This is a genomic window from Balneolaceae bacterium, assembly GCA_034521445.1.
Classification (GTDB): Bacteria; Bacteroidota; Rhodothermia; order Balneolales; family Balneolaceae; genus JAXHMM01.
The window spans coordinates 109,176-131,793 of record JAXHMM010000005.1 but is presented as its reverse complement, the minus strand read 5'-3'; the positions used below and the strand labels follow the sequence as shown (position 1 = coordinate 131,793).

21 protein-coding genes are annotated in these 22,618 nt (G+C 62.4%); 8 read left to right on the top strand and 13 right to left on the bottom strand.

The annotated features are described in order from the left end of the window. Nucleotides 1–4: 4 nt before the first annotated feature. The 4 genes from U5K31_04440 to U5K31_04425 form a co-directional block, all read right to left on the bottom strand. Entirely contained in the window at nt 5–400 is a 396-nt protein-coding gene (locus U5K31_04440; protein ID MDZ7771974.1) for a DUF4296 domain-containing protein, read from the bottom strand. After that, nucleotides 400–1,122 (bottom strand): SDR family NAD(P)-dependent oxidoreductase, encoded by a 723-nt coding sequence (locus tag U5K31_04435; GenBank protein ID MDZ7771973.1) that lies wholly within the window; start codon nt 1,120–1,122, stop codon nt 400–402. The genes U5K31_04440 and U5K31_04435 overlap by 1 nt, the downstream gene beginning before the upstream one ends. A gap of 63 nt (nt 1,123–1,185) precedes the next feature. Beyond that, nucleotides 1,186–1,818, bottom strand: a complete 633-nt coding sequence (udk, locus tag U5K31_04430; GenBank protein ID MDZ7771972.1) for a uridine kinase — start codon at nt 1,816–1,818, stop codon at nt 1,186–1,188. Further along, a complete protein-coding gene (locus tag U5K31_04425; GenBank protein ID MDZ7771971.1) occupies nt 1,815–3,065 on the bottom strand; it encodes an N-acetylmuramoyl-L-alanine amidase in 1,251 nt (416 codons plus the stop codon). Before U5K31_04425 ends, udk begins: the two co-directional genes overlap by 4 nt. Before the next feature lie 252 nt (nt 3,066–3,317). On the opposite strand from U5K31_04425, the gene U5K31_04420 reads away from it, so the two are divergent. Further along, on the top strand, nt 3,318–4,958 hold the full coding sequence (locus U5K31_04420; protein MDZ7771970.1) for a Zn-dependent hydrolase: 1,641 nt from the start codon (nt 3,318–3,320) through the stop codon (nt 4,956–4,958). A gap of 64 nt (nt 4,959–5,022) precedes the next feature. Continuing rightward, complete coding sequence (locus tag U5K31_04415; protein MDZ7771969.1) at nt 5,023–5,400, top strand: ankyrin repeat domain-containing protein; 378 nt, start codon at nt 5,023–5,025, stop codon at nt 5,398–5,400. 55 nt (nt 5,401–5,455) lie between these two features. Here U5K31_04415 and U5K31_04410 read toward each other — a convergent pair whose 3' ends face one another. From U5K31_04410 to U5K31_04395, 4 genes are all read right to left on the bottom strand, one after another. After that, nucleotides 5,456–6,181 (bottom strand): SAM-dependent methyltransferase, encoded by a 726-nt coding sequence (locus tag U5K31_04410; GenBank protein MDZ7771968.1) that lies wholly within the window; start codon nt 6,179–6,181, stop codon nt 5,456–5,458. After that, the gene (locus tag U5K31_04405; protein MDZ7771967.1) at nt 6,174–6,662 is read right to left on the bottom strand and encodes a hypothetical protein; all 489 of its coding nucleotides are present in this window, start codon (nt 6,660–6,662) and stop codon (nt 6,174–6,176) included. Before U5K31_04405 ends, U5K31_04410 begins: the two co-directional genes overlap by 8 nt. Then, nucleotides 6,659–7,927, bottom strand: coding sequence for a serine hydrolase (locus U5K31_04400; protein MDZ7771966.1), 1,269 nt, complete (start codon nt 7,925–7,927; stop codon nt 6,659–6,661). The genes U5K31_04405 and U5K31_04400 overlap by 4 nt, the downstream gene beginning before the upstream one ends. A 73-nt stretch (nt 7,928–8,000) precedes the next feature. After that, nucleotides 8,001–9,269, bottom strand: coding sequence for a DUF819 family protein (locus tag U5K31_04395; protein ID MDZ7771965.1), 1,269 nt, complete (start codon nt 9,267–9,269; stop codon nt 8,001–8,003). Nucleotides 9,270–9,406: 137 nt separating this feature from the next. Between U5K31_04395 and U5K31_04390 the strand changes: the two genes are divergently transcribed. The 3 genes from U5K31_04390 to U5K31_04380 are packed head-to-tail and all read left to right on the top strand — an operon-like array spanning nt 9,407 to nt 11,840. After that, nucleotides 9,407–10,108, top strand: a complete 702-nt coding sequence (locus tag U5K31_04390; GenBank protein MDZ7771964.1) for a dihydrodipicolinate reductase C-terminal domain-containing protein — start codon at nt 9,407–9,409, stop codon at nt 10,106–10,108. Nucleotides 10,109–10,157: 49 nt separating this feature from the next. Beyond that, nucleotides 10,158–11,039, top strand: coding sequence for a 4-hydroxy-tetrahydrodipicolinate synthase (gene dapA / locus U5K31_04385; GenBank protein ID MDZ7771963.1), 882 nt, complete (start codon nt 10,158–10,160; stop codon nt 11,037–11,039). Nucleotides 11,040–11,084: 45 nt separating this feature from the next. Then, nucleotides 11,085–11,840 (top strand): 2,3,4,5-tetrahydropyridine-2,6-dicarboxylate N-succinyltransferase, encoded by a 756-nt coding sequence (locus U5K31_04380; protein ID MDZ7771962.1) that lies wholly within the window; start codon nt 11,085–11,087, stop codon nt 11,838–11,840. A gap of 6 nt (nt 11,841–11,846) precedes the next feature. Here U5K31_04380 and thrC read toward each other — a convergent pair whose 3' ends face one another. Both thrC and U5K31_04370 read right to left on the bottom strand, forming a co-directional pair. Beyond that, complete coding sequence (gene thrC, locus U5K31_04375) at nt 11,847–13,559, bottom strand: threonine synthase (GenBank protein MDZ7771961.1); 1,713 nt, start codon at nt 13,557–13,559, stop codon at nt 11,847–11,849. 104 nt (nt 13,560–13,663) lie between these two features. Beyond that, complete coding sequence (locus U5K31_04370; GenBank protein ID MDZ7771960.1) at nt 13,664–13,912, bottom strand: hypothetical protein; 249 nt, start codon at nt 13,910–13,912, stop codon at nt 13,664–13,666. 25 nt (nt 13,913–13,937) lie between these two features. Here U5K31_04370 and U5K31_04365 point away from each other — a divergent pair, with 25 nt between their 5' ends. Further along, a complete protein-coding gene (locus U5K31_04365; GenBank protein ID MDZ7771959.1) occupies nt 13,938–15,155 on the top strand; it encodes an anhydro-N-acetylmuramic acid kinase in 1,218 nt (405 codons plus the stop codon). Nucleotides 15,156–15,347: 192 nt separating this feature from the next. Here the strand turns inward: U5K31_04365 and U5K31_04360 are convergent, their stop codons facing one another. Together U5K31_04360 and U5K31_04355 are read right to left on the bottom strand one after the other, a co-directional pair. After that, nucleotides 15,348–15,947, bottom strand: coding sequence for an AAA family ATPase (locus U5K31_04360; protein ID MDZ7771958.1), 600 nt, complete (start codon nt 15,945–15,947; stop codon nt 15,348–15,350). A gap of 77 nt (nt 15,948–16,024) precedes the next feature. Further along, nucleotides 16,025–16,924 (bottom strand): 3-methyladenine DNA glycosylase, encoded by a 900-nt coding sequence (locus tag U5K31_04355; protein MDZ7771957.1) that lies wholly within the window; start codon nt 16,922–16,924, stop codon nt 16,025–16,027. A 112-nt stretch (nt 16,925–17,036) separates the two neighbouring features. Between U5K31_04355 and U5K31_04350 the strand changes: the two genes are divergently transcribed. Further along, nucleotides 17,037–17,951: a UbiA family prenyltransferase gene (locus U5K31_04350; protein ID MDZ7771956.1), complete on the top strand. Its 915-nt coding sequence runs from the start codon at nt 17,037–17,039 to the stop codon at nt 17,949–17,951. 11 nt (nt 17,952–17,962) lie between these two features. Here U5K31_04350 and U5K31_04345 read toward each other — a convergent pair whose 3' ends face one another. Next, nucleotides 17,963–21,094 (bottom strand): T9SS type A sorting domain-containing protein, encoded by a 3,132-nt coding sequence (locus U5K31_04345; protein MDZ7771955.1) that lies wholly within the window; start codon nt 21,092–21,094, stop codon nt 17,963–17,965. Between the two features lie 262 nt (nt 21,095–21,356). On the opposite strand from U5K31_04345, the gene U5K31_04340 reads away from it, so the two are divergent. Further along, on the top strand, nt 21,357–22,553 hold the full coding sequence (locus tag U5K31_04340) for an aspartate aminotransferase family protein (GenBank protein MDZ7771954.1): 1,197 nt from the start codon (nt 21,357–21,359) through the stop codon (nt 22,551–22,553). Nucleotides 22,554–22,618 lie beyond the last annotated feature (65 nt).

The window sequence follows — 22,618 nt, the reverse complement described above, 5'->3', positions numbered from 1 at the left end:
CCTTTCAGCCGCCCTGGTCCGGGACGCTGTCGGTCTGTGAGGTGTCGCGCGTATTCACCTGGTCCATTCGTAACTCCTCGATGGCCCGGTCGATGCGCTGCTTCTGCGCCTCCAGATCCTTCTGGTAGAAGTCGTGGCTGCGGCGGAAGCGGTCGGCGTCTACTCCGTAGCGGCGGAAGATGGCCCGCTGCAGGGAGTCGGTATCCACCGAGTCGGGCTGGGTACGGGTGTAGGAGCGCAGCAGCTGCAGCTCCACCAGCAGGTCGACGTAGGTCTCCTCGGCGAGCAGGGAGTCGGGCGGTACGGGATTCTCCGTGCTGCCGGGAGTCCCGGTCTGTGAGCAGGCCGGGAGCGCCGCCATCAGCAGCAATCCCAGTCCGGCGGCGAGGGCATGGCGCATCAGGAGTCGTCGGGTCGTTTGGGATTGAGGGGGCGCATGGTGACGTCGCTGATCAGGAAATTGTCGGGCGTCTCGAGAGTGTCGGTCAGCACCTTGGCCACGTCGTCCGGCATCATCATGTTGGGGTGGGTGTCGGCGCCCTCGGAGCTGTTGAAAAAGTCGGTGGCGATGGACCCCGGGTAAAAGCCGGTCACCTTGATGCCGTCGTAGCGCAGTTCCTGGAAAAGGGCCTGTGTGAAGCCTCGCACCCCGAATTTGGTAGCGTTGTAGCCGGAGAGCTGCGGATTGCCGATTTTGCCGGCGATGGAGGCGATGTTGATGATGTGGCACACGCCGGGATGCTCTTTCATGTGAGGCACCAGCTGGCGGGTCATGTAGAATACGCCGTTGAGGTTGGTGCGAACCATGGTCTCCCAATCCTCCAGCGGCAGCCGGTCCACGTCCCCGAACAGCCCCAGTCCCGCGTTGTTGACGAGGATATCGGGACGGTTGGAGGCATCAAAGGTCTCGTCTACCCACTGTTCGATGGCGTCATGGTCGGTCACATCGCATACGACGGGCTGGAAGGCATTTCCAAGCTCGTCGCGCACTTCGTCCAGTTTGTCCCCGCTGCGCGCCAGGCCGTAGACCCTGGCGCCCTTCCGCACCAGGGCCGCGCTGAAGGCGCGTCCGATGCCTCTGCTGGCTCCCGTTACGATGGCGGTCTTGTTCTCTATGTTCATGGTAAAAGTGTTGCCGGCCGCTGCGTCGCGCGGCCCTGTTGGAATTCCTGCGATGGTCCCCGACTATGTTAAATCCGCCTGCCTGCCGAGTCGTTCCTGAATGAGGGCGTTGACCATGTCGAGGGCTACCGCGTTCTGTCCCCCGCGGGGGATGATCACGTCGGCGTAGCGTTTGCTGGGTTCCACGAACTCCAGGTGCATGGGACGCACCTGCGATTCGTACTGGTCGAGCACGCCCTTCAGGTCGCGGTCACGCTCCATGATGTCGCGGCGGATGCGGCGCACCAGGCGCACGTCGTCGTCGGTATCCACATAGATTTTGATGTCCATCAGTCGGCGCAGCGCCTTTTCCACGAAAATGAGAATGCCGTCGATGAGGATCACCCCCGAGGGACACGCCGTCTCCGTTTTTCCGGTGCGCATATGTCGGCTGAAGTCGTACACGGGCACTTCCACCGCCTCGCCTTCGATCAGGCGCCGCAGGTGGCGAATCATCAGTTCGGTCTCCAGGGCTTCGGGGTGGTCAAAATTCTGAGCTTTGCGCTCCTCGAAGGGAAGATGATTCAGGTCGCGGTAGTAGGAGTCGTGCTGCAGCAGCGTGATGTTCTCCTCGCCCACGGCATCGATGATGTGGTGCACCACGGTGGTCTTCCCCGATCCGCTTCCTCCGGCTACTCCGATGACGACTGGACTCAAGGGCGGCGTTCTTCTTCTTTGGTGGTCAAATGCTGATCGGCGTCGTATTGCACCTTGTAGTTCCGGATGGCGCGGAAGATGGCCGAAGCCACGATGCTCTGGCCCCAGTCGGAGGAGAGGTAGCGCGCCTCTCCGGGATTGCTGATGAAGCCCGTTTCGATAAGCACGGCGGGCATGGAGGCGTGGAAAAGCACGATGAAGCCGGCCTGTTTGACGCCCCGCGAGCGCCGCTGTGCGCGGTTGGCGAGCTGGTCCTGTATCATGCCCGCCAGCTCTTCACTGGACGCAATGTACCCGCTGTTGAGCAGCTCATAGGTAAGCAGCTGTTCCTGGGTGAGCTCGTCGGAATTTCCGTTCTCCAGGTTGGCCACGCTGTTCTCCCGCTTCATGGTCTCCAGCGCGCTCTGCGTGCGGGCCGTACCCAGGAAGTAGGTTTCGGTGCCGTGGGCCTGCCGCGAGGCGCTTGAATTGGCGTGAATGGAGACAAAGAGGTCGCCTTCCGCACGGTTGGCGATGCTGCCCCGCTCCTCCAGGTCGTAGAACTCATCGCCGGACCGCGTGTAGATCACCTCCACATTCTGCATCTCCTCGCTCTCCTCGATGTAGCCGCCGACCTTTTTGGCGATGGTGAGGACGATGTCCTTCTCATAAACGCCTCGGTAGCCGATGGAGCCCGGGTCGTGTCCCCCGTGTCCCGCATCGATCACGACGCGGTCAAACTGAATCTTGTCCTTCATCTTCTCGTAGGTCTCGTCCATCGGCACGTCCGAGTCGGACCCGCCCCGGGCCAGCAGGCTCTCGGCCTGTACGGTAAAACGAGACCACATCACCGGCTCGTGGTTTTCGCTGAGGGCCTGTACGTCGCTGCGGCCGGAGCGTGTGAGCGCCAGCAGCAGGTCGCTGCTGGACCCATCGTGGTAGGAACGCGCCAGGTAGTGCTCATCCTGTGCAAGGTAGACGTCCACGCCCACGCCAGAGGGGATGTCGTAAAGGCTTATTTCGTCGAATGCTTCCTGCAGGTTGTCCAGTTCCACGCCGGCGGTGTCAATATCCTCCCCATAGACGGCCATCTGTATGAGGTTGACTTCCGGCTGGAATACCTGAAAGGAATCCGCTTCCTGGGTCATATGGAAGCGTATGACGTGGCCCTTGCCGTCGCTGCGCTCGGCGGTGGAGACGCGATTGAGCTGCGCCAGTGTAGCCAGGGGCAGGCATGCGAGGAGCAGGAAGCAGAAGCATCCCCGCAATACTGGTGCCGGTGCAGATGTACGTGATGTGGCAGCCGTGGGATTGCGCATCACCGTAAAGGGGCTAAGAGTAACCGTGCGTTGGTTATTTTTTGCAACCTGTACAAGTTAGTTAATATTTTAAAAATTTTAAAAATTAGCTTTTTTTCTTTGAAGCTTAATGGGGGCCTATTCTAAGAATCATTTTGCATATAATGCCATCCAGACGTAGATTTTTGCTTATCTCGAACCGCCAAACCTGATTCCGACCGTATGAAGAAGACATCCATTTTCCTTTCCGGCATCTCCCTGGCCCTTGCCGCCCTGCTGATTTCCGCCTGCGAAAGCGGGGAGGGCATGGGCGTGGAGGAACGCCTCGGGCAGTACACCTCCGTCACCCTTACCGCGGAGGTGGACTCGCTCAGCGAGAGCCAGCGCCGTATGATTCCCATTCTTATCGAAGCCGCCGGGGCCATGGACGAAGTATTCTGGATGCAGGCCTGGGGCGACCGTACCGCACTCATGAACCGCATCGGTCACCCTGAAATGCAGCGGTTGGCGCAGATCAACTACGGACCCTGGGACCGCCTCAACAATAACGAGTCTTTTGTGGAGGGCATTGGACCCAAGCCGGCGGGCGCCAATTTCTATCCGGAGGACATGACCGGCGAGGAGTTCGAAGCCTGGGACAGCGAGGCGAAGGACGACCTCTACACCATGGTGCGGCGGGACTCGGCGGGCAGCCTGCAGGCGGTGCCCTACCATGAGGCCTTTGCCGAGCAACACGAACGGGCGGCGGCCAAGCTGAAGGAGGCCGCCCTGCTGGCGCAGAATCCCGGGCTGCAGCGCTATCTCAACCTGCGCGCCGAAGCCCTTCTTACCGGCGAGTACCGGGAGAGCGACCTGGCCTGGATGGACATGAAAACCAATACCATCGAGGTGGTTATTGGTCCCATAGAGACCTACGAGGACCAGCTTTACGGCTACAAGGCGGCCCACGAGGCTTTTGTGCTGGTCAAGGACCAGGCCTGGAGCCGCCGCCTCTCCCGCTACACCGAGGTGCTGCCGGAGCTGCAGCGCGGCCTGCCGGTGGACGAGCGCTATAAGCAGGAGTCGCCGGGCACCGAGTCGGAGCTGAACGCCTACGATGCGGTCTACTACGCCGGCGATGCCAACGCGGGCTCGAAAACCATCGCCATCAACCTGCCCAATGACGAGCAGGTGCAGCTGGAGAAGGGCACCCGGCGACTGCAGCTCAAGAACGCCATGCGGGCCAAGTACGAGGAGATCCTGGTACCCATTTCGGAGATGCTGATCGCCGAAGAGCAGCGAGGCTACATCACCTTCGACGCCTTTTTTGCCAACACCATGTTTCACGAGGTGGCCCACGGGTTGGGCATCAAGAACACTGTCGACGGCGGCGGCACGGTGCGCGAGGCGCTGCGCGACCACGCCTCCGCCCTGGAAGAGGGCAAGGCCGACGTGCTGGGACTCTATATGATTTCGGAACTGCGCGAAAGCGGCATGGTCACCGAGGGCAGCATGGAGGAGAACTACGTGACCTTCCTGGCCAGCATCTTCCGCTCCATCCGTTTCGGGCAGTCCAGCGCCCACGGCAAGGCCAACCTGATCCGCTTCAACTACTTCCAGGAGCAGGGGGCCTTTACCTTCGACGAGGAGTCGCAGACCTGGGCGGTGGATTTCGAGCGGATGGCGGAGGCCGCCGACGCCCTCTCCCGTGACATCCTGGTCATGCAGGGCAACGGCGACTACGAGGCGGTCTCGCAGTTCGTGGAGACCTACCTGGTGGTGGACGAGCGCCTGGAGGCCCAGCTTGACCGCCTGGATGAGGCCGGCATTCCAAGGGATGTGACCTTCAACCAGGGCGTGGAGGTGCTCGGGTTATTTGATTAAGTCGGGGCAATGGATTACCATGGATAAGACCCTTTCTCCCAATCCAACCATCGGAGGTTAGCTTATGACCGAAGACTCCTTTCTTGATGCAGCAGAGCGCGGCGATATCGACAGCATTCGCAGGGCCGTGGAAGCGGGTATAAATGTGAACACGGCCGACGAACACCGTCGTACCGCACTTCTGAAAGCGGCCAAGCACGGACACCTGGACATCGTCCAATTTCTACTGGACCACGGCGCGGACGTGAATATCCGCGACAACCGCGGGACCAGCGCCCTCTACTGGGCGTCCGACAAGGGACACAACGACATCGTGCAGGTGCTCATACAGCATCACAGCGACGTGGACGTGCTGGATGACCGCGGCTGGTCGGCCAAGGACCAGGCCAGTGCTCACAACTACGAGGAGATCGTGCACCTGCTGGAAGAAGCCGGCGCCTGAGCACGTCACGATGCTTCGTAACCAAGGGCCTTCCGCCGCCGTGGGGGAGGCCTTCTTAGGAGGCCGCCAGCAGGAAGATAGTGGGCTCCTTGTGGATGGACGCCGGATCGGATTCCTTCCACCTGGACACCGGCGCCGAGCGGATCTTCTCGTCGGGCAGGGTGAGGTTGGTGGCGGTGCAGAAGCGGGTGTCGCCTGCGCAGAGCTCCAGCACGTCCTCTACGATGGCGTCGTTGCGGTGAGGCGCCTCCATGAAGATCTGTGTGGCGCCGTCTTTCTGCGCGCGCTTCTCCAGGCGCTGGATGGTGGAGCGCCGCTGGTTCCTGTCGATGGGCAGGTAGCCGTGGAAGCAGAACTGCTGGCCGTTGAAACCGCTGGCGGCCAGGGCCAGGAAAATGGAGGAGGGTCCGGTGAGGGGAGCCACGCGGACGCCCTCGGCGTGGGCCAGCTGCACCAGCGCGGAGCCGGGGTCGGCCACTGCGGGCATGCCCGCCTCCGAGAGCAGTCCCACGTCGTGGCCCTCGCGCAGTGGCTTGACGAAGGAGGCGATTTCGTGGTCAGGCGTCTTCTTGTTGAGCACGCGGAACTGGATTTCATATTCCGGTTTGGCATCGCCCACCCACTGCAGGTAGCGCACGGCCGCCTGGGTGTTTTCCACCACCAGGTGATCCAGGGAGCGGATGACCCGCAGCACGTACTCAGGGATGGTGTTGTTTTCGGGCGTCTTGCCCAGGGTGTTGGGAAGCAGGTAGAGGGTGCCTCGGGAGCTCTCGTTACTCATCGCGGTCGATGCGTTCAATGACAAGTTGTTCTTCGCCCCCCGCGATGCTCCTGCCGGCGAAGCGGTGGGCGATCCAGGCGATGGGCAGGGTAATCAGGAAGCCCACCAGGGCCATGCCCATGTTGGTCAGGGCCAGTCCCTTCTGGGTGTTGTAGGTAGGCACCATGACAATCTCCTGGAAAGCATCGGGCCGGTAACGCACGGGAATGACGGCGGTTTCCTGGAGGGACGCGGCCATCTCGACGGGGAGGGAGAGGCGGCGCTGCACCTGCTCCTGCCCGGTCTGGAAGCGGAGCACTACGTAGCCGTTGGTCTGGGCTGCGATCTGCTTGAGTTCGAACTCTACCACCTCGGCCGTATAGGTCTTGCCGTTTTCGAAGGTGTCGACCACCCCGTTGTAGACCGTCACCTGGTGGATGCAGAGAAAGAGGAGGTAGGCCGGGAGCAGCCAGATCAGGTAGATGAGGTGGTATCGGCTCATGGTTGTTCGGGGTTCAGCGTATCGGTTGGTGCGGTGGCTGATCCGGCCTCGAGGATGGCTTGGGCCGTGGCCCGGCGCAGGGCAGGGTCCCAGATCAGGCGCTGCTGGAAATCCTGGTGCATCAGGTTGCTGCTCATATGAAACCAGAAGGCCACCTGCAGGGGATCGAAATAGACGGTCTGCGCGAAGGGTTCACCGGTGTAGGCGGAGGACCCGTAGTCCATGCCGTTGGCCATGCCCAGGCGGGAGTCGTAGAGGGCGCCGTAGGAGGAGAAGTCCTGGGTGAGCCGTCCTCCCTCGAGGGGCCAGTCCATGTAGCTCTTGATGCGCCGGGATACGGCGGACGAGAGGAGGCTGTCGCGCTGCAGGCCCTCCATGAGCCCGGCCAGCTCGGCGGCGGTGGACTTGGGAAAGAGGGCCAGGGCGTCGCGCTGCTGCGTGAAACCGATGCCCATTCCCTCATGGCGGCGAAAGGTGTCCTGCACCCGTTCGCGGAAGGCGGGATCGTCATGCAGGCGCCGCGCGGCGGCTATGACCGAGTCGGTGAAGGTCCGGCGGTCCATGCGACCCAGGCTGTCCAGGTGCGCCGGCCACGTGGCGCCCGCCAGGTGTGGATTCAGGACGGTGTAGAGTCCGCTGAAGGGGAGGGGAAGTTCGGTGTCGGACAGTCCCATGCGGGCCATGAGGGCGTCCAGGTTTTCGCCGCCCTCCCCGGCCAGGCGGAACCAGAGCCAGTCGGAGGCGGCAAGGTCATTGAACTGCACGGCCGACTGCATGAGCGCCCCGAGGGTGATCCGCCGCCCTATTTCTGCAGACCGTATATCTTCGCCCTCCGCCAGGCTGCGGAGCGCGTTGCGGTGGTTGGTGGCGTCCATGTAGGGCAGCTGGTAGCGCTCCACGGCCTCCAGGGGCACGGTATGGGAGGGATCCAGCTCGCCGGCCTCGGCCCGGCGCGCAAACTCGGCCAGCAGGAAGAAATTGCCCAGGGTGCCCATGGTGTGTGGGGCGTGCGGGCCGTAGGCAAGGGTGGAGTCGGGGTTCTGCAGGCTGGTCGAGAGGATGGAGACGCGCCCGGGATGGGCCGCCACATACTCGGTGAGCCCCTGCAGGGAGCTGGCCTGGGCCACCCATTCGGAGCCCTCCTGCAGGTCGTCGCTGTTCTCGATGAGGCTCAGCAGGGGATCGAAGTTGAAGCCGAAAACGAGCAGTACGACGACCAGGAGAGTGGCCAGGAAGGCGCCGATGAATTTCAGGATGCGGAGCATGGGGGACGGTTCTGGTGGCAAGGCCAAATATAGGCATCCTCCTCTTCGAATTCAGCATCAAATGGTCCCGCGCTCAGCCGGCAAACTGACTCACGTACTGCATCATGAGGGCGCAGAGGTAGGCCCCGTAGGTGCCCAGGGCGTAGCCCAGTACGGCGAGCAGCACGCCCACCGGCGCCAGGGCGGGGTGGAAGGCGGAGGCCACGATGGGGGCCGAGGCCGCCCCGCCCACGTTGGCCTGGCTGCCTACGGCGACGAAAAAGAAGGGGGCGTTGATGATCTTGGCCACCACAAAGAGAATGATCACGTGGATGATGATCCAGGTCAGTCCAATGAGGAAAAAGCCGGGGCTCTCGAAGATGGCCAGCACGTTCATCTGCATGCCAATGGTAGCCACCAGCACGTAGAGGAAGAGGCTTCCTATCTTGGAGGCTCCGGCACCCTCCAGCTTGCGGGCACGCGTAAAGGAGAGGGCCAGTCCCAGCGTGGTGGCGATGACGATGATCCAGAAGAAGCGGGAGTCGAGGCTGAGACGGCTGAGCTGGGGGGCGTTCTCGGCGATCCAGGGGGCAATGCCGTCGGCGCCCAGGTGTCCGATGGCCGTGACCACGAAAGCAACGGCGCAGATGGAGGTGATGTCGGCCAGGTCGGGGATGCGGGCGATGCTCGCCTTGTAATCCTCAATTTTCTTGCGTAGCTCCGTGATGGGGGTGGCGTCGGCCTTGAACCAGGCGTCGATGCGCTCGGAGATGCCCGCTCCGTAGAGCAGGAAGGCCAGCCAGATGTTGGCCACGATGATATCCACCGTCACCATGGCTGAAAAGAGCTCTGAGCTGGGATTGAAAATCTCGAACATGGCTGTCTGGTTGGCTCCTCCCCCGATCCAGCTTCCCGCCACAGTGGAGAGTCCCCGCCAGATCTCGTCGGCGCCGGTGCCCATCAGCACGTCGGGAGCCACCCAGGCGAAGAGCAGCACGGCCAGGGGTCCCCCGAGCATGATGCCCACCGTGCCCGCCAGGAACATGATGATGGCCTTCGGGCCCAGTCCCAGTATGCTCTTGAAATCGATGCTCAGTGTGAGCAGCACCAGGCTGGCGGGCAGCAGGTAGCGGGAGGCGACAAAGTAGAGGTTGGACTCCTCCCCGGAGATCAGTCCCAGCGAATTCAGGATGGAGGGTACGAAATAGCAGAGCAGCAGGGAGGGGATGAAGGTGTAAAACTTCTGCCAGAAGGGTTTCTTGCTGCTTGAGGTAACGAAAATGAGGGCGAGCACCAGCAGGAGGATGCCCAGCACGACGGCGTCGTTGGTGAAGACCGGGGCGGCGATGACAAGTGATTCCATGAGGCAGGATTGGTTGAGAGGTCCGCAGAGAATCTAATTCATCGGGGCCCAATAGTGCAAATGCGCCCTGCCTCGTATGAATATGCCTGCCGAAAAGGTTATACTTGGGCATTGACAAGCTGCACGCACCATCATCCATGGATACGGACATAAACATAGCGGTCATCGGCACCGGCAAGACCGGCGGCGAAGTGCTGCGTCTTCTGCCCGGCGAGCGGGTGACGGGCCCCTTCGACAGCTCGAACGCTCCGACGGAGGAGGCGCTGCGGGAGGCCGATGCCGCCGTGATCTTCGTGCCGCCCGGCGCCGCGGGGGAGATCCTGGAGACGGTGCTCGCCTCGGAGGTGCCCGCCGCCTGGGGGACCACCGGTTTTGAGTGGCCCGGCGACCTCGACGCGCGCCTGCGGAAGCGGGGCACGTCCTGGATCCGCGCCTCCAACTTCAGCCTGGGCATGAACATCATACGCCACTGCCTGGGTGTTATTTCGGTGGGTTCGGGCGTGCTGGACGAGCCCGTATTCCATATACACGAGGTGCACCACGCCCAAAAGCAGGACGCCCCCAGCGGCACCGCCCTGGCCTGGAAGGAGTGGCTGGGGAGGGAGGCGGAGATCACCTCCGAGCGCAAGGGCGATATCAAGGGCATCCACAGGCTCACCGTGAAGACCCGCCCGGAGACCCTCACCCTGCAGCATGAAGCCCACGAGCGGACCGTATTTGCCAAAGGCGCCCTCTGGGCGGCGCGGCAGCTGCACGCCGGCGCGGCGGAGCCCGGCTTTCACGACTTTTCCGAACTCTTCGACCGGATCGCCTCCCGGCGTAGCGACCCTGAAAACTGAGAGGGTCACGCACGGCGGACCGGCCGAGCAACGCAAACCGGACAGCGCCATGAAGCATACCTCACTCTGGACCGCACTGGTTACGCCCATGGACGAGGGCGGAGACGTGCACCGCGACGATCTCGCCTCGCTGATACGCAGGCAGGACGACGCCGGCAACGGCGTGCTCATCCTGGGCAGTACCGGCGAGGGACTTGCCCTCTCGCTTGAAGACAAAAAGAAGGTAGTCGAGACCGCCTGCAGCCTGGACCGCGACGTGCCTGTCATGGTGGGGGTGGGCGGCTTCAATCTGCACGAGCAGATTGAGTGGATTGAATACTGCAAGGATTTCGAGGTGGACGCCTTTCTGCTGGTCACCCCCCTCTACGCCAAACCGGGCGAGAAGGGGCAGGCCTCCTGGTTCCGTTCCCTGCTGGACGTGGCCGACCGCCCCTGCATGGTCTACAATGTGCCCTCGCGCACCGGCGTGAAGCTCCATCCCGCCGCGCTCAAGGCCGTGTGCGAGCACCCCAGCCTCTGGGCTGTAAAGGAGGCAAGCGGCAGCATTGCCGAATACCAGCACTACCGCAAAACGGCGCCCGGGCTGGCCTTCTACAGCGGGGATGACGGAATGACGCCCTTTTTTGCCATGGCTGGCTGCAACGGACTGGTATCGGTGGCCTCCAACGTATGGCCCGAGGCCACCCACCGCTACGTGGAAGAGTGCCTGGAGGGCGGGGGCCCCCTGCTGCTTCCCCTGTGGCAGGAGTGTACCGACGCGCTTTTTTCGGCGCCCAATCCCATACCCGCCAAGGTGCTGCTGAAGGAGAAGGGCTGGATCAGCACCTCCGTGCTGCGTCCCCCGCTCACCGACGCCGAGGTGGCCGACAGCGCGCTCCTGGCCGAGGCCGACCGGCGTATTGCGGGCTGGCTGCGCGACCAGCCCGAATGACCGCGCCTGTCCACCGTTAACCATTCAACTCAAGGAACCGAGATCATGAGTGAAGAGAACTGGGAAGAGATCCTCAATCAACTGGAGGCCGGCAAGATCCGCGCCGCCCAGAAGAGCGGCGACCGCTGGCAGGCCAACGTGAAAGTGAAAGAGGCCATACTGGCCGCCTTTCAGGCCGGCAAGAACACCGAGTATTCGGGCATCTACGAGGGCTTTGTGGACAAGGACAACCTGCCGCCGCGCTGGTTCCTGGCCGAAGACGGCGTGCGGCTGGTGCCGGGCGGCTCCTCGGTGCGCCGCGGCGCCTTTGTGGCCCAGGGCGTGATCGTCATGCCGCCGGCCTACGTAAACATCGGTGCCTACGTCGATTCGGGCACCATGATCGACAGTCACGTGCTGGTGGGTTCCTGCGCCCAGGTGGGCAAGAACGTGCACCTCTCGGCCGGCGTGCAGCTGGGCGGAGTGCTGGAGCCTGTGGGATTGGCCCCGGTGGTGATCGAGGACGACTGCTTTATAGGCGCGGGCTCAGTGATTGTGGAAGGCATACAGGTGCGGCGCGGGGCCGTCATCGCCCCGGGTGTGACCCTGTCGAAGTCCATTCCCGTCTACGACTGCGTGCAGGAAGTGAAACTGGAGAAAGGCGATCCCATCCCCGAGCGGGCGGTAGTCATTCCGGGCACGCGTCCCATGCAGAGCACCTGGGCCGCCGAAAAGGGACTCAGCATGGCCTGCCCGCTCATTGTAAAATACCGCGACGAGCAGAGCGACGCCTCCCTGGAGCTGGAGGACGTGCTGCGGTAGGCCGGCTCAGGCTTCCTCGCCTGAGGCGGCCTTGGTGGCGATGGCCAGTCCCTTGGTGAAAGCCTGCACCACGGCCTCAAGGGTGTCGGGGGAGGCGCCCTTGGAGACCCATTCGCTGTTTCCCTTGGCCAGGGTGAGGGTGACCATCACCAGGGAGTCGGTGTCGGGACTCAATATCTCCACCTCGTGGTTGCGGATCTCCAGCGGAAGAATGTTGTCGGTTTCCGACTTGATGGCCGTCAGGATGGCGTCGATGGGACCCACGCCCTTGGCCTCGGTTATGATCTCCTCGTCGTTGATACGCAGCTTTACGGCGGCATTCACCAGCCCGTGCTTGCGCATGGTGAGCTTGTAGTCAAGCACCTCGGCAGGGTACTCCAGGTTGAGGTCCTCGTTGAAGACCAGCGACTGCAGCACCTCGATCTCGTTGTTGCTGAGCGTCTTGCCCTTCCTGTTGATGTTGGCCACGTAGTCGTTGTAGATCTTCTGGTGGTCTTCGTCCATCTTGAGGTTGGCCATGAAGGTGTCGCGCGACTTGCCCCAGGACTGTTCCTGCATTTCGATATAGCCCGAGTTGATGTAGTTGATCACCCGGTCCAGGTCGGGGGAGAGCACGGGGGAGGAGAGGGAGTGCTTGGCCACCACGCCGGTGTCTTTCAGGCCCGATCCGGTCAGTACAAAAAGACTTTTCCTGCCGGTGAATTCCTCGAGGTTGTTCTTGAGCGCGGCCAGGGGCAGGGTGCTGGCGGGCTCGGTGAAATGGCCCTCCTCCACGGCCATCTCCTTCAGCGACTGCAGGATCTCGTCCTCGGTGACCGTGTAGGCCAGGCCGTCGGTCTCCTCTATACCCAGCAGCACCTTGTGGAAGTCCACCGGGTCGGACACCGCCGCCGACTGGGCCATGGTGCTGACCTGTTTTTTAATAATCTTCTCCCTTTTGAAGATGCCCTCCACCACCGGGGAGCTCTGCTCGGGCTGCACGGCGATGAGGCGCGGGATGCGGTCCACCTGTCCGGCCGCCTTCAGCTCTTTGAAACCCTTGTGGATGGCGCCGAAGTTGGTGCCGCAGCCCACCGGGATGAAGATGTAGTCAAAGTCGTCGCCGCCCTGTTCCAGAAGTTCGTAGGCGAAAGATTTCTGTCCCTCCTCGCGGAATACGTAGTCGCCGGCCAGGTAGTAGTTGCCCGAGCGGGCGAACTTGCGGCAGAGGGCCTCGCAGGTACTGAAATCGCCCTTGATGCGGATGATGTTGGCGTTGAAGACGGTGGCCTGGGCGATCTTCGCGTCGGTGGTCTTTTCGGGCACGAAGACAAAGCATGGCAGCCTGAAATAGCAGGCATAGGCCGCCACAGAGGCCGCCATGTTGCCGGTGGAGGCCAGGCAGATGGCGTCGGCCTCCAGCTCCAGGGCTTTCTGCACCTCGATATAGCTGCCGCGGTCCTTGAAACATCCCGTGGGATGCTCGTACTCCAGTTTGACCCACAGATCTCCGCCGTAACGCTCCGAGAGACGGTCCAACCGCTTCAGGGCGGAAGGGTGGGTCTTCATAGGTTCGGCCGCGATCTTTTTGAGGGGATACTGGATGTGCGGGGACACCTCCTGGTAGTGCACGCGCAGCACGCTGTCGCATTGCGTGCAGTAGGTGGTGGTTTCCTTTTCGGAGTTGAGGTGGCCGTTGGCCACGCAGCGAAGTTCGTATCCGGTGTTGGTGCTCTCCATAGGGAAGGTGCGTCCTGGTGCAGGGTCGGCGGTTGGTTGAAAATAGGCATAGCCGGGAACCGGGACAAGGGCGCCCGCGCCCCTTCGGCTGCCGGCAGGGCGGCTCACTTCATGGGGAGGAGGGCAATCTCGTCGAAGTCCATGTCGAGCTCGTCCAGCACCGGGCCGGCCACTTCTTCGATGATCTCCCGGTCAAGCAGTTCCAGTCCCTCGATCTCGATGTACAGCGCGTTCTGGTGCCCCACCACGTAGTAGCGCGCCTTTTCGGCCTCGAAGCACTGGCGGAGGGTATCCACCAGCAGCTCCAGGTCCTCCTCGTAGGCCTGGTAATCCGATTCGTTTAATTGTCCCATCTTTGTTAAGCTAAGGTCTGAACGATTGATCCCCAAGATATTTGAACTCAGGAGGATGAACAAGTCGCTTGCCCATCTTTCGGAGGTGGCCGGCCGGGAAAACCGCCGCATCGCTGGACTTATGTCGGGCACCTCCCTGGACGGCCTCGACATTGCCCTATGCCGCATCGGGGGAGGGGGGCGTACGACCCGGCTGGAGCTGGAACGGTTCAAGACGGTGCAATATCCACCGGAGACCGTCGAAAGGCTGGAGCCGGTGGTCTCGGTCGAGGAGGTCTCCCTTCGCCGTCTCACGCAGGTACACACCTGGCTGGGACGCTACCACGGATCCCTGCTGCTGGACGCCTTGGAGGAGTGGGAGGTGAGGCCGGAGGAGGTGGACGCCGTCGGCAGCCACGGGCAGACCGCCTACCACGCCCCGCAGTCGTTGCACGGGCAGAAGGAGTGGCCCGACGCCACGCTGCAGATCGGCGACGGCGACCAGCTGGCGCGCACCGCAGGCATCATCACCATAAGCGATTTCCGCCAGAAGCACATCGCGGCCGGCGGGGAGGGGGCGCCCCTGGCCAGCCTGGTGGACCGCATGCTCTACGCCGGTACCGGGGCCTCCCGCCTGCTGCTGAACATCGGGGGCATCGCCAACTTTACCTGGCTGCCGGCCGGCGGGGGAGAGCCCATCAGCACCGATACCGGACCGGGAAACATCCTCATCAACAAGTTCGTGCAGCGTGCCTCTGGAGAGCCCTTCGACCGCGACGGCGAGCGGGCCCGCAGGGGAACGGTACACGCCGGACTGCTGCGGGAGCTGCTGGAGCACCCCTGGTTGAAACGTCCCGTGCCGCGCACCACGGGGCCGGAAATGTTCAACCTGGCGTGGGTGGACGAATGCGCGGAGCGCGCGGGATTCAGCAAAACAGAAGAGGATATGGTGGCCACTCTCACCTGGTTCAGCGCGGAGACCATCGCGAAGGCGGTGCGCCGCCTGCCGCGCAAGGAGCTGCCGGAGATTTACGTGAGCGGGGGAGGGGTGCACAACCCGGTGCTGCGTGAGAACCTGCGGCATCTGCTGGAGGGGGCGGAGATCATGACGACCGAGGCGCTGGGCATGCCGCCGGATGCCAAGGAGGCCGCCATCTTTGCCGTGCTGGCCAACGAGCTGCTGGCGGGAGAGGGCTTTGTCATCGCCTCGCGCGGGCATGCGGGCCGGAGGGTGAACCTGGGGAAGATCTCCTTCCCGGTTTAGGCGTTGTCGTGCCTTTCGAGGATTTCGGGCCTATTCCTCGTAATGGTGCCATCCGGTAGTTCGTAGACGACTTCCCCGTCTTTTTCCATCACATTGGGAAGACCCAAACGGTGATTCTCTGCCCGGGCCCTGTCGACGCCACGCTGCCCCAGGCGTCTGAACTCAGCGGCCAGCTCACGTGCTCTTTTTTTGCTAATCTCGCTCATCACTTGTCACCATTTCTTTAAAGTTGCGAAACAAGTCATCGTTCAGCACATGAAGGTTGTTTGGTATATAATAGGCAAATTCCTCGAAATTATCTGATCCGTTGTAATACAGATACCAATGATCTGCCTGTTGCTTGTATAGGTTCCAAAAGTTGTTAAGACTCCGGTTATACCGTCGTATGACGTCATCCTCCGGAACATGATGACCTCCCTTTTCAACCCGTTCCGCCACTCTTTGGATACAGGTCTCAACCTTTTTCAGGAAGATGTAGATGATCGTAACCCTGTAACCATGCTTGTTTCTGGAATTTCTGATAATGGATTCAAGTGATTTCCCGGCCAACGTAGATTCGATCAGTATACTTTTTTCGTCCTTTATGGAGGTATTTAGCTGGCGAAAAAACTCCCTCCCCGCCTGGAGCCGCACGGAATATGGATCCGAGGGATTCAATTCGAAGGCAATATCGTCGGCACTTATGTAGTGTAAATCGTGGGATTCCAGCAGTTCTTCGGCAAAGGTTGACTTGCCGGATCCATTGGGCCCGCCAATGAGGATCATCTGCTTCGAGGTGGAGATTTCGGCCATTCTGACAGGCTGTTAATATTCTCGCGACATGCGATTGGTATCTGCTTTAATAGAGAGATCAAGCTGAGTGCCCATACTTACGTACCGAAGCATTTAGCCAGCCGCCCGTACTCCCGTATGAGGCGCTTGCGCACAGGCCGGGACTGCTCGTAGAGCTCGTTCTGGCGGCGCACGTATTCACGCCGGCCTTCCGGCGTCTCGATGCGGATGGGCTCGAGCCCCCTTTCCCGCAGGTCGTAGGGGCTGGCCTTCATGTCGACTATCCGCGCCCGGAGCGCCAGTTCGAAGGCCTCCAGCAGGGCCTCCCCGGAGATCCAGGGTTGGAACTTGAACGCCCACTTGTAGAGGTCCATGTTGGTGTGGAGGCAGCCGGGCTGCTCGTTTTCGGCGAAGCTGTCACGGTTGAGTGTACGTCGATTCAGGGGCCGGGCCTCCTCGGTGAAGAAGCGGAAGGCGTCAAAGTGGGTGCAGGCCGGGGGACGTGATTCCACGAATCGGGCCAGCTCATCGGGCTCCATGCGCAGCGGGATCTGCTCGTGGCGCACCTGATCAGCCTTGTAGACCATGGCCCACTCGTGCATGCCGTAGCAGCCGAAATTTGGGGCGCGCTTGCGGGTGCCCTTCAGCATGCCCAGTATCCAGTGCAGGGAGGAGAGGCGGTCCCGCGGAAAACGCCCCGGATCCAGCCAGGCGACACCCTCCACGGCGGTCAGCCCGTCCAGCTCCCAGCCGGACAGATCCTCCACCCCCTCCAGGCGCACGCCGAAGCCCGGCGACCAGCGTTTGAGGTGGGAGGGACGGAAGGCGTAGTACTCGAATAGGAAATCCATGACGGGGTCCTTCTCCTGGCGCTGCCTTGCCTGCAGGTAGTCGTCGATGAGCCCGGAGACGCGCGCCCGGTGGCGTCGCCGGCGCTCCTGCCACTCCCGGCGGGGGAGGGTTTCCATGGCGGGACTGCGTTCGAGGAGGGTGTGCATGGGAGCTGGCCGGTGTTGAAAAGACGTAAAGCTTTAATATAGCTCTTTTAGCGGCCCCTGTCAGCCACCGGAAGTGGATCGGAAGTGCCAAAATGCCTATGCTGACATTATCATGAACGTCCCCGAGACACACCGCGCGGCCGAGCCTGTCTCTCTTCCCCGGCAGGTCCTGCACTTTGCGGTTCACCTGCGCCCGCACTACCAGCTGGGCATCCTCTCCGGCTGCTACCTGCTGGGCGGGGCGCTGGCGGGCGTGATGCCCTGGGGGGTGTGGCTGGCCCAGCTGCTGAATGTGCACCTGCTGCTTTTCGGGGGTGCCACGGCCTACAATTCGTACTGGGACCGCGACACGGGTCCGGTGGGTGGGCTGCGCCATCCTCCGCCCATGCGCCGCTGGATGCTGCCGGCCTCCCTGGCACTTCAGGGTGTGGGACTCCTGCTGGCCTGGTGGCTGTCGGGCTTCGCCTTTGCCGCGGTTTACGCCCTGAGCATGCTGCTTTTCTGGCTCTACTCCACCCCGCACGCCCGCTGGAAAGGGGCGCCGCTGAAGAGCCTGGCGGCCATCGGGATCAGCACAGGCATCAACGGCGTACTGATGGGCTACCTGGCGGCCTCCCCCGGGTATGTGGACGCCTGGGTGGCTGCGCCCGGCGCACTTGGGGCGACCCTGGTGATCCTGAGTCTCTACCCGGTCTCCCAGGCCTACCAGGCGGAGGAGGACCGCGCGCGGGGCGACCGCACCTTCGCCCTGGTTTACGGGCCCGTCGGGGTGGTGCGTTTCTTTACCGGGGCGTGGGGCGCCGGTGTGCTGCTGCTGACCTGCGCCTTCTGGCCGCTCTATCCGAGGCTGTGGCTGGTAGTGCCGCTGGTCCTGGCCGCCCTGGCGCTGGGCGGGGCCATACGGCGTGTCCTGCGCGAGAAGATCTACCGGCGCGAGGGCTACCGTACGGTCATGCGCATCAAATACGGGGCTTCCCTCTTTTTTGTGGCGCTGCTTACGGCGGTCTTGCTGCTGCGGCACGCCTGAAAGGCCAGGCATTACTTTACGAGGGTCATGGGCCGGGAGTCGATAAAGGGATCGCCCCCGCCCGTGGGCTCTGCGATGACGTGGAAGAGATAGGTACCGCTCGCCCTGTCGCTGAAATCGATAGGTATGTTGTAGGTGCCCGGCTGGAAAACGTCACCCTCATAAGGCGCGAAGACCTCCTGTCCCAGGATGTTGTATACGCGGAGGGTCACCCGGCTCTCCTGCTGCAGATCGAGGGGGATCTGCGTAGTGCCGCCGAAGGGATTGGGGAAATTCTGGCTGAGACTGTTCTGCCGGGGCGGCAGCACCTCGAAGGCGGTGGTGAGGGTCTGGTTGTCGGTGGTAACGCGCAGGGAGGCGGTTCGGCTGGATTCCTCGCGGGGAAGGACATTGCGTGGTACCACCACACGGAGCTCCTGCGCTTCAGAGCTGAGCACCTCGGCGCGTGCGTCATTGAAGAAAACCTCGTTGCCCGCAGCGTTATCGCTGAAGGTAAAGTCGCTGGCTGTAACCGTCACCTCCTCACCCGGACGTCCGCTGCCTGGGTTGACCGCGATGGTGGGGGCGTCGGTGTTTCCAAGGAAATTCCCGTAGAGCATGCCTCTTCCGTGGGTGCCCGCAGCCACATCGCCGTCGGCTACGCGCAGGTCGAGGTGATCGGTCACCGCATTTCCGATTTCGGATTCGGCCTCCTGTCCCCATACCGTGTCGGAACCGTCAAGGGTATGGGTGCGGTAGAGGCCGGTGCTGGTGGCCACCAGGTAGACCGGTCCCTCATCGGTGGGCAGAATCGCGGCAGCGCGCAGCGAGGGCCCTGTTTCACCTCCTCCGCCGGAGAGGTTGCCTTCGACCGCCTCCCAGGTCTGTCCGCTGTCGTCGCTGTGCCATAGTCCTTCGATATTGTAGTTGGACATCACGGCCAGCAGCTCGACCTGCCCGGCGCCGGGGTTGACCGGGCTGAGGGCGAGGTCTTTCACCCAGGCCCCGTCGGCCGCTCCCGGAATGGAGATATCCACAGGTGTGGAACTGCTGTTTTTGGCATTATCCAGCCGCCGGACCAGGGGCGGCTGTTCGGGGGAAGAGGCGGCATAGAAAAGAACGTTGCCCGGCGAGCGGCTTACCTCAAGGGCGCTGATGGTATAACCGTGCGGCGCGGCAGCCTCGTGGAGGACTTCCCAGCCTGTAGAGGCACCCGGACAGCTCGGGTTGTTGTTGTCGATATCATTTACGCCCGAGTTGCGCCAGAGCCTGTTCTGGTCTGGAAAGTACATGACGTTCTGGTCGTTGGGATCCACCGTATAGGGGTGGATGAAAAGAAGCTGTTCTCTATCCACCCCCGAAGGGTGTACACAGTCAAAGCGAAGAGGTTCGCCGCTCCCGTTGGTTGTATATTTGACGATACTTCCCCGCTGCCGGGAAACATATAGATAGTCGAGGGTGAAGAAGGCGTATCCCCCGTCTCCCAGGGAGATGTCCTCGGAGGTGATCCGGCTGCCTCCCCCGGGATAACGGAAGTAAGGTGTTCCGTTATCCTGTGTGCCGCCCATCAGCCGGTCGTCGTTCTCCCCGGGCGGCATGGCGGAAGTATAAAACTGCGAGGTGATATAGCCGTCGTTTCGGGGAGTCCAGGAGACCTCGGAGGCGGTCACATTCTGCGTCAGCGATACGCCCCCGTCCGTGCCCGCGAACATGCGGTCGGGATTGGAGGGGTCGAAGGTCATCACATGCTGGTCGGGGTGCTGTCCCGGGTAGAGACCGAACGAGTTGTCATGCGCGTAGCCACCGATCCAGTATTGGTTCACCTGCGACTCGTTGTCGATGTCGTAGCCGCCTGCGGGCGCCGTTGCGAAGCCGTCGGTGGATCGGAAGAGGTTGGTGGCGCCGACCAGTACGAAATCCGGGTCGTCGGGTTTTACCGCGACCACCATGTTGTAGCCTCCCTGCAGATTCATGTATCCCGACCCGTCGCCGCCGCTGCGGAAGTCAGGCAGATTGCCCGCCCGATCAGGGGAGACTTCGTTTTCATTGAGGTCCAGGCGGAAAAAACTTATTCCCTGGTTGGTCTCAGATTCCAGTTTCTCCGTGAGAACGTAGAGGATGTCTCCGTCCGACGGCGCCGCGGCCAGCACGCTTCGCCCGTGGGCCTGCGGGAAGCCCGAAGGCGTGATGTCGGTCCAGGAGTCGCCGTTGTCGGTGGACATGAAGAGGCCGGTCTGCTGCGGTACGTTGGCGCCTTCCGCAATTTTTTCGGTGGAGAGGGCGGCGAAGAGGGTGCCCGAGGAGGTGACCTCCAGGTCGCAGTGCATCATGCTGACAGGGTTGCCCAGCACGGCCTGGCTTTCGAAATGCTGTCCGTCGGGCGCACGGTAGACCCCGAAGCCGTTGCTGCAGACGAAGAGACTGCCGGTGGCGGGATTCACCTCCACGCGCGACATGATGTCGAAAGGATCGTCCACCACCGTTGGGTTGTCGGTGTTGGAGGTGATGCGGCTCCAGCTCTCCCCGTTGTCGGTGGATCGGAAGACCCCGCTGCCGTAGTAGAAGGCGCCGTTGCCGCTGGCCGAGTTGCCCGCGATCTCCCCCGACACATAGTACCAGGTGTCGGGCTGCCCGGGGTGCTGCACCAGGTCGGTGACGCTCAGGTTTTCGGCGTCCGGCGTCTTGAGGTCCCACGTCGCCCCGCCGTCGGTGGATTTCCAGATGCCCCCGGATACCCCGCCTGCGATGAGCACCTGGGGGTTGCGGCGGTCGATGCCCAGGGCGCGGGTTCGTCCCCCCACGTCGGAGGGGCCGGCGTTGCTCCAGTCGAAGCCGGCAGGCTGGGCCCCCTGGCGCGGAAGCTCGGCCATGCGGGGCAGGTTGCGAGCGTAATTCAGCTCCCGCACACGTACGTCTGGAGGGATGGCGTTGGTGGCCGGGTCGCGCAGCAGGCGGAAAAAGTATTCGTAGCGCGGGCGGTTGAAAGCACCTTTGGGCCGCTGGCTCTTTTCCAGGCTGAGCTGCGTATCGTCCGAGCTGATGCCAGCCTGCGGTTCGTCTGCCAGGGGAGACATGCGCAGGTCAAGGAAGATTCCTGCAGCCAGGACCAGTACGATGGCACCGGCTGTCAGCATGGCAGGCAGGTGCCCGGAAAAACGGTTCATGGGGTGCTGATGTGTGTTAAATATCGCTTACAGAGGGGAAATTTCTCTGAGGTTCCAGTCGGGATAGTTGCTATCGGCGATGGAAACTTGCTGATATTTTATCAGACACACAATTATTTTGTCTTTTTCAAGCGACGCCATGGACTGGGAAAGAAAGGAGGGAATGGAACCGGATAAATGGCGCTTCCCTTATGCCGTTTGTGTTTATTATACTAATTACCAAGCAATACGAGTAAGTTAGAGTCTCATTAGTAAGCGCCAAGTGACTGACAGCCAAAGCTTTTACCGTCATATTGCCCAGACCAGCGACGAGCCTGTGGGACTGGAAGTGGAGCGTGCGGAAGGCTGTTTCATACATACGGCCGACGGCAGGCGATACACCGACTTCATCTCGGGCATCGCCGTCAGCTCGCTGGGACACCGTCATCCCGCGGTGGTGCGTGCGGTGAAGGAGCAGGTCGACCGCCACCTGCATGTAATGGTCTACGGGGAATATGTCCAGCGTCCCCAGGCCCGTCTGGCCGCGCGCCTCGCCGGAGAGCTGCCCGGTTCGCTGGACCGCGTCTATTTCGTTAACAGCGGGACCGAAGCGGTGGAGGGCGCCCTCAAACTGGCCAAGAAACATACCGGCCGGCATAAGCTGGTGGCTTTCCGGCACGGCTACCACGGCGACACCCACGGTTCGCTCAGCGTCACCGGCCGGGACGTCTACCGCGATCCCTATCTGCCCCTGCTGCCGGACGTCCACTTCCTCGATTTCAACGGCGGTGGACTGGATGCCATCGACGGGGAGACCGCCGCGGTCATCCTGGAGCCGGTGCAGGGGGAGGGCGGCATCATACCGGCTGAGGTGGCGTGGCTGCGGGAGGTCCGGCGGCGCTGCAGCGAGGCGGGCGCCCTGCTCATCTTCGATGAGATACAGACCGGATTTTCCCGGACCGGCAGCCTCTTTGCCTTTTGGCACTACGGGGTGACGCCCGATGTGCTCTGCCTGGCGAAGGCCATGGGAGGCGGCATGCCCATAGGGGCTTTCGTCTCTTCAAGCGAGGTATTCGAGGTCTTCCGCAAGGACCCGCCCCTCAACCACGTAACCACCTTCGGGGGACACCCGGTCAGCTGCGCGGCCGCCCTGGCCGCCCTGGAGGAGCTCCTGCGGGGCGACTACGGCGCACGTGCGAAACAGATCGAGTCCGCTGCCCGAAGAATACTGACCGGCGAGGGCATCGTGGAGGTGCGGGGGCGCGGCGCCATGCTGGGCATGGAGCTGGAGAGCGCCGGCCTTACCCGCCGCGTGGTGACCCGCTGCCTGGAGCAGGGAATTATCCTGGGGTGGACCCTGCACTCAGACACCCTGGTGCGCCTGGCCCCGCCGCTGGTCATCGGGGATGAGCTGCTGGAGGAAAGTTTGCACACCATAAGAGACTGCGTAGAGGAGGAGCGGGCGGCGGGTCAAGGCTGACCCGGGACGAATGGACGTAGCGTGCGGCTTGTTTCAATATACCGTTAACACCAAGCGTAAACGAC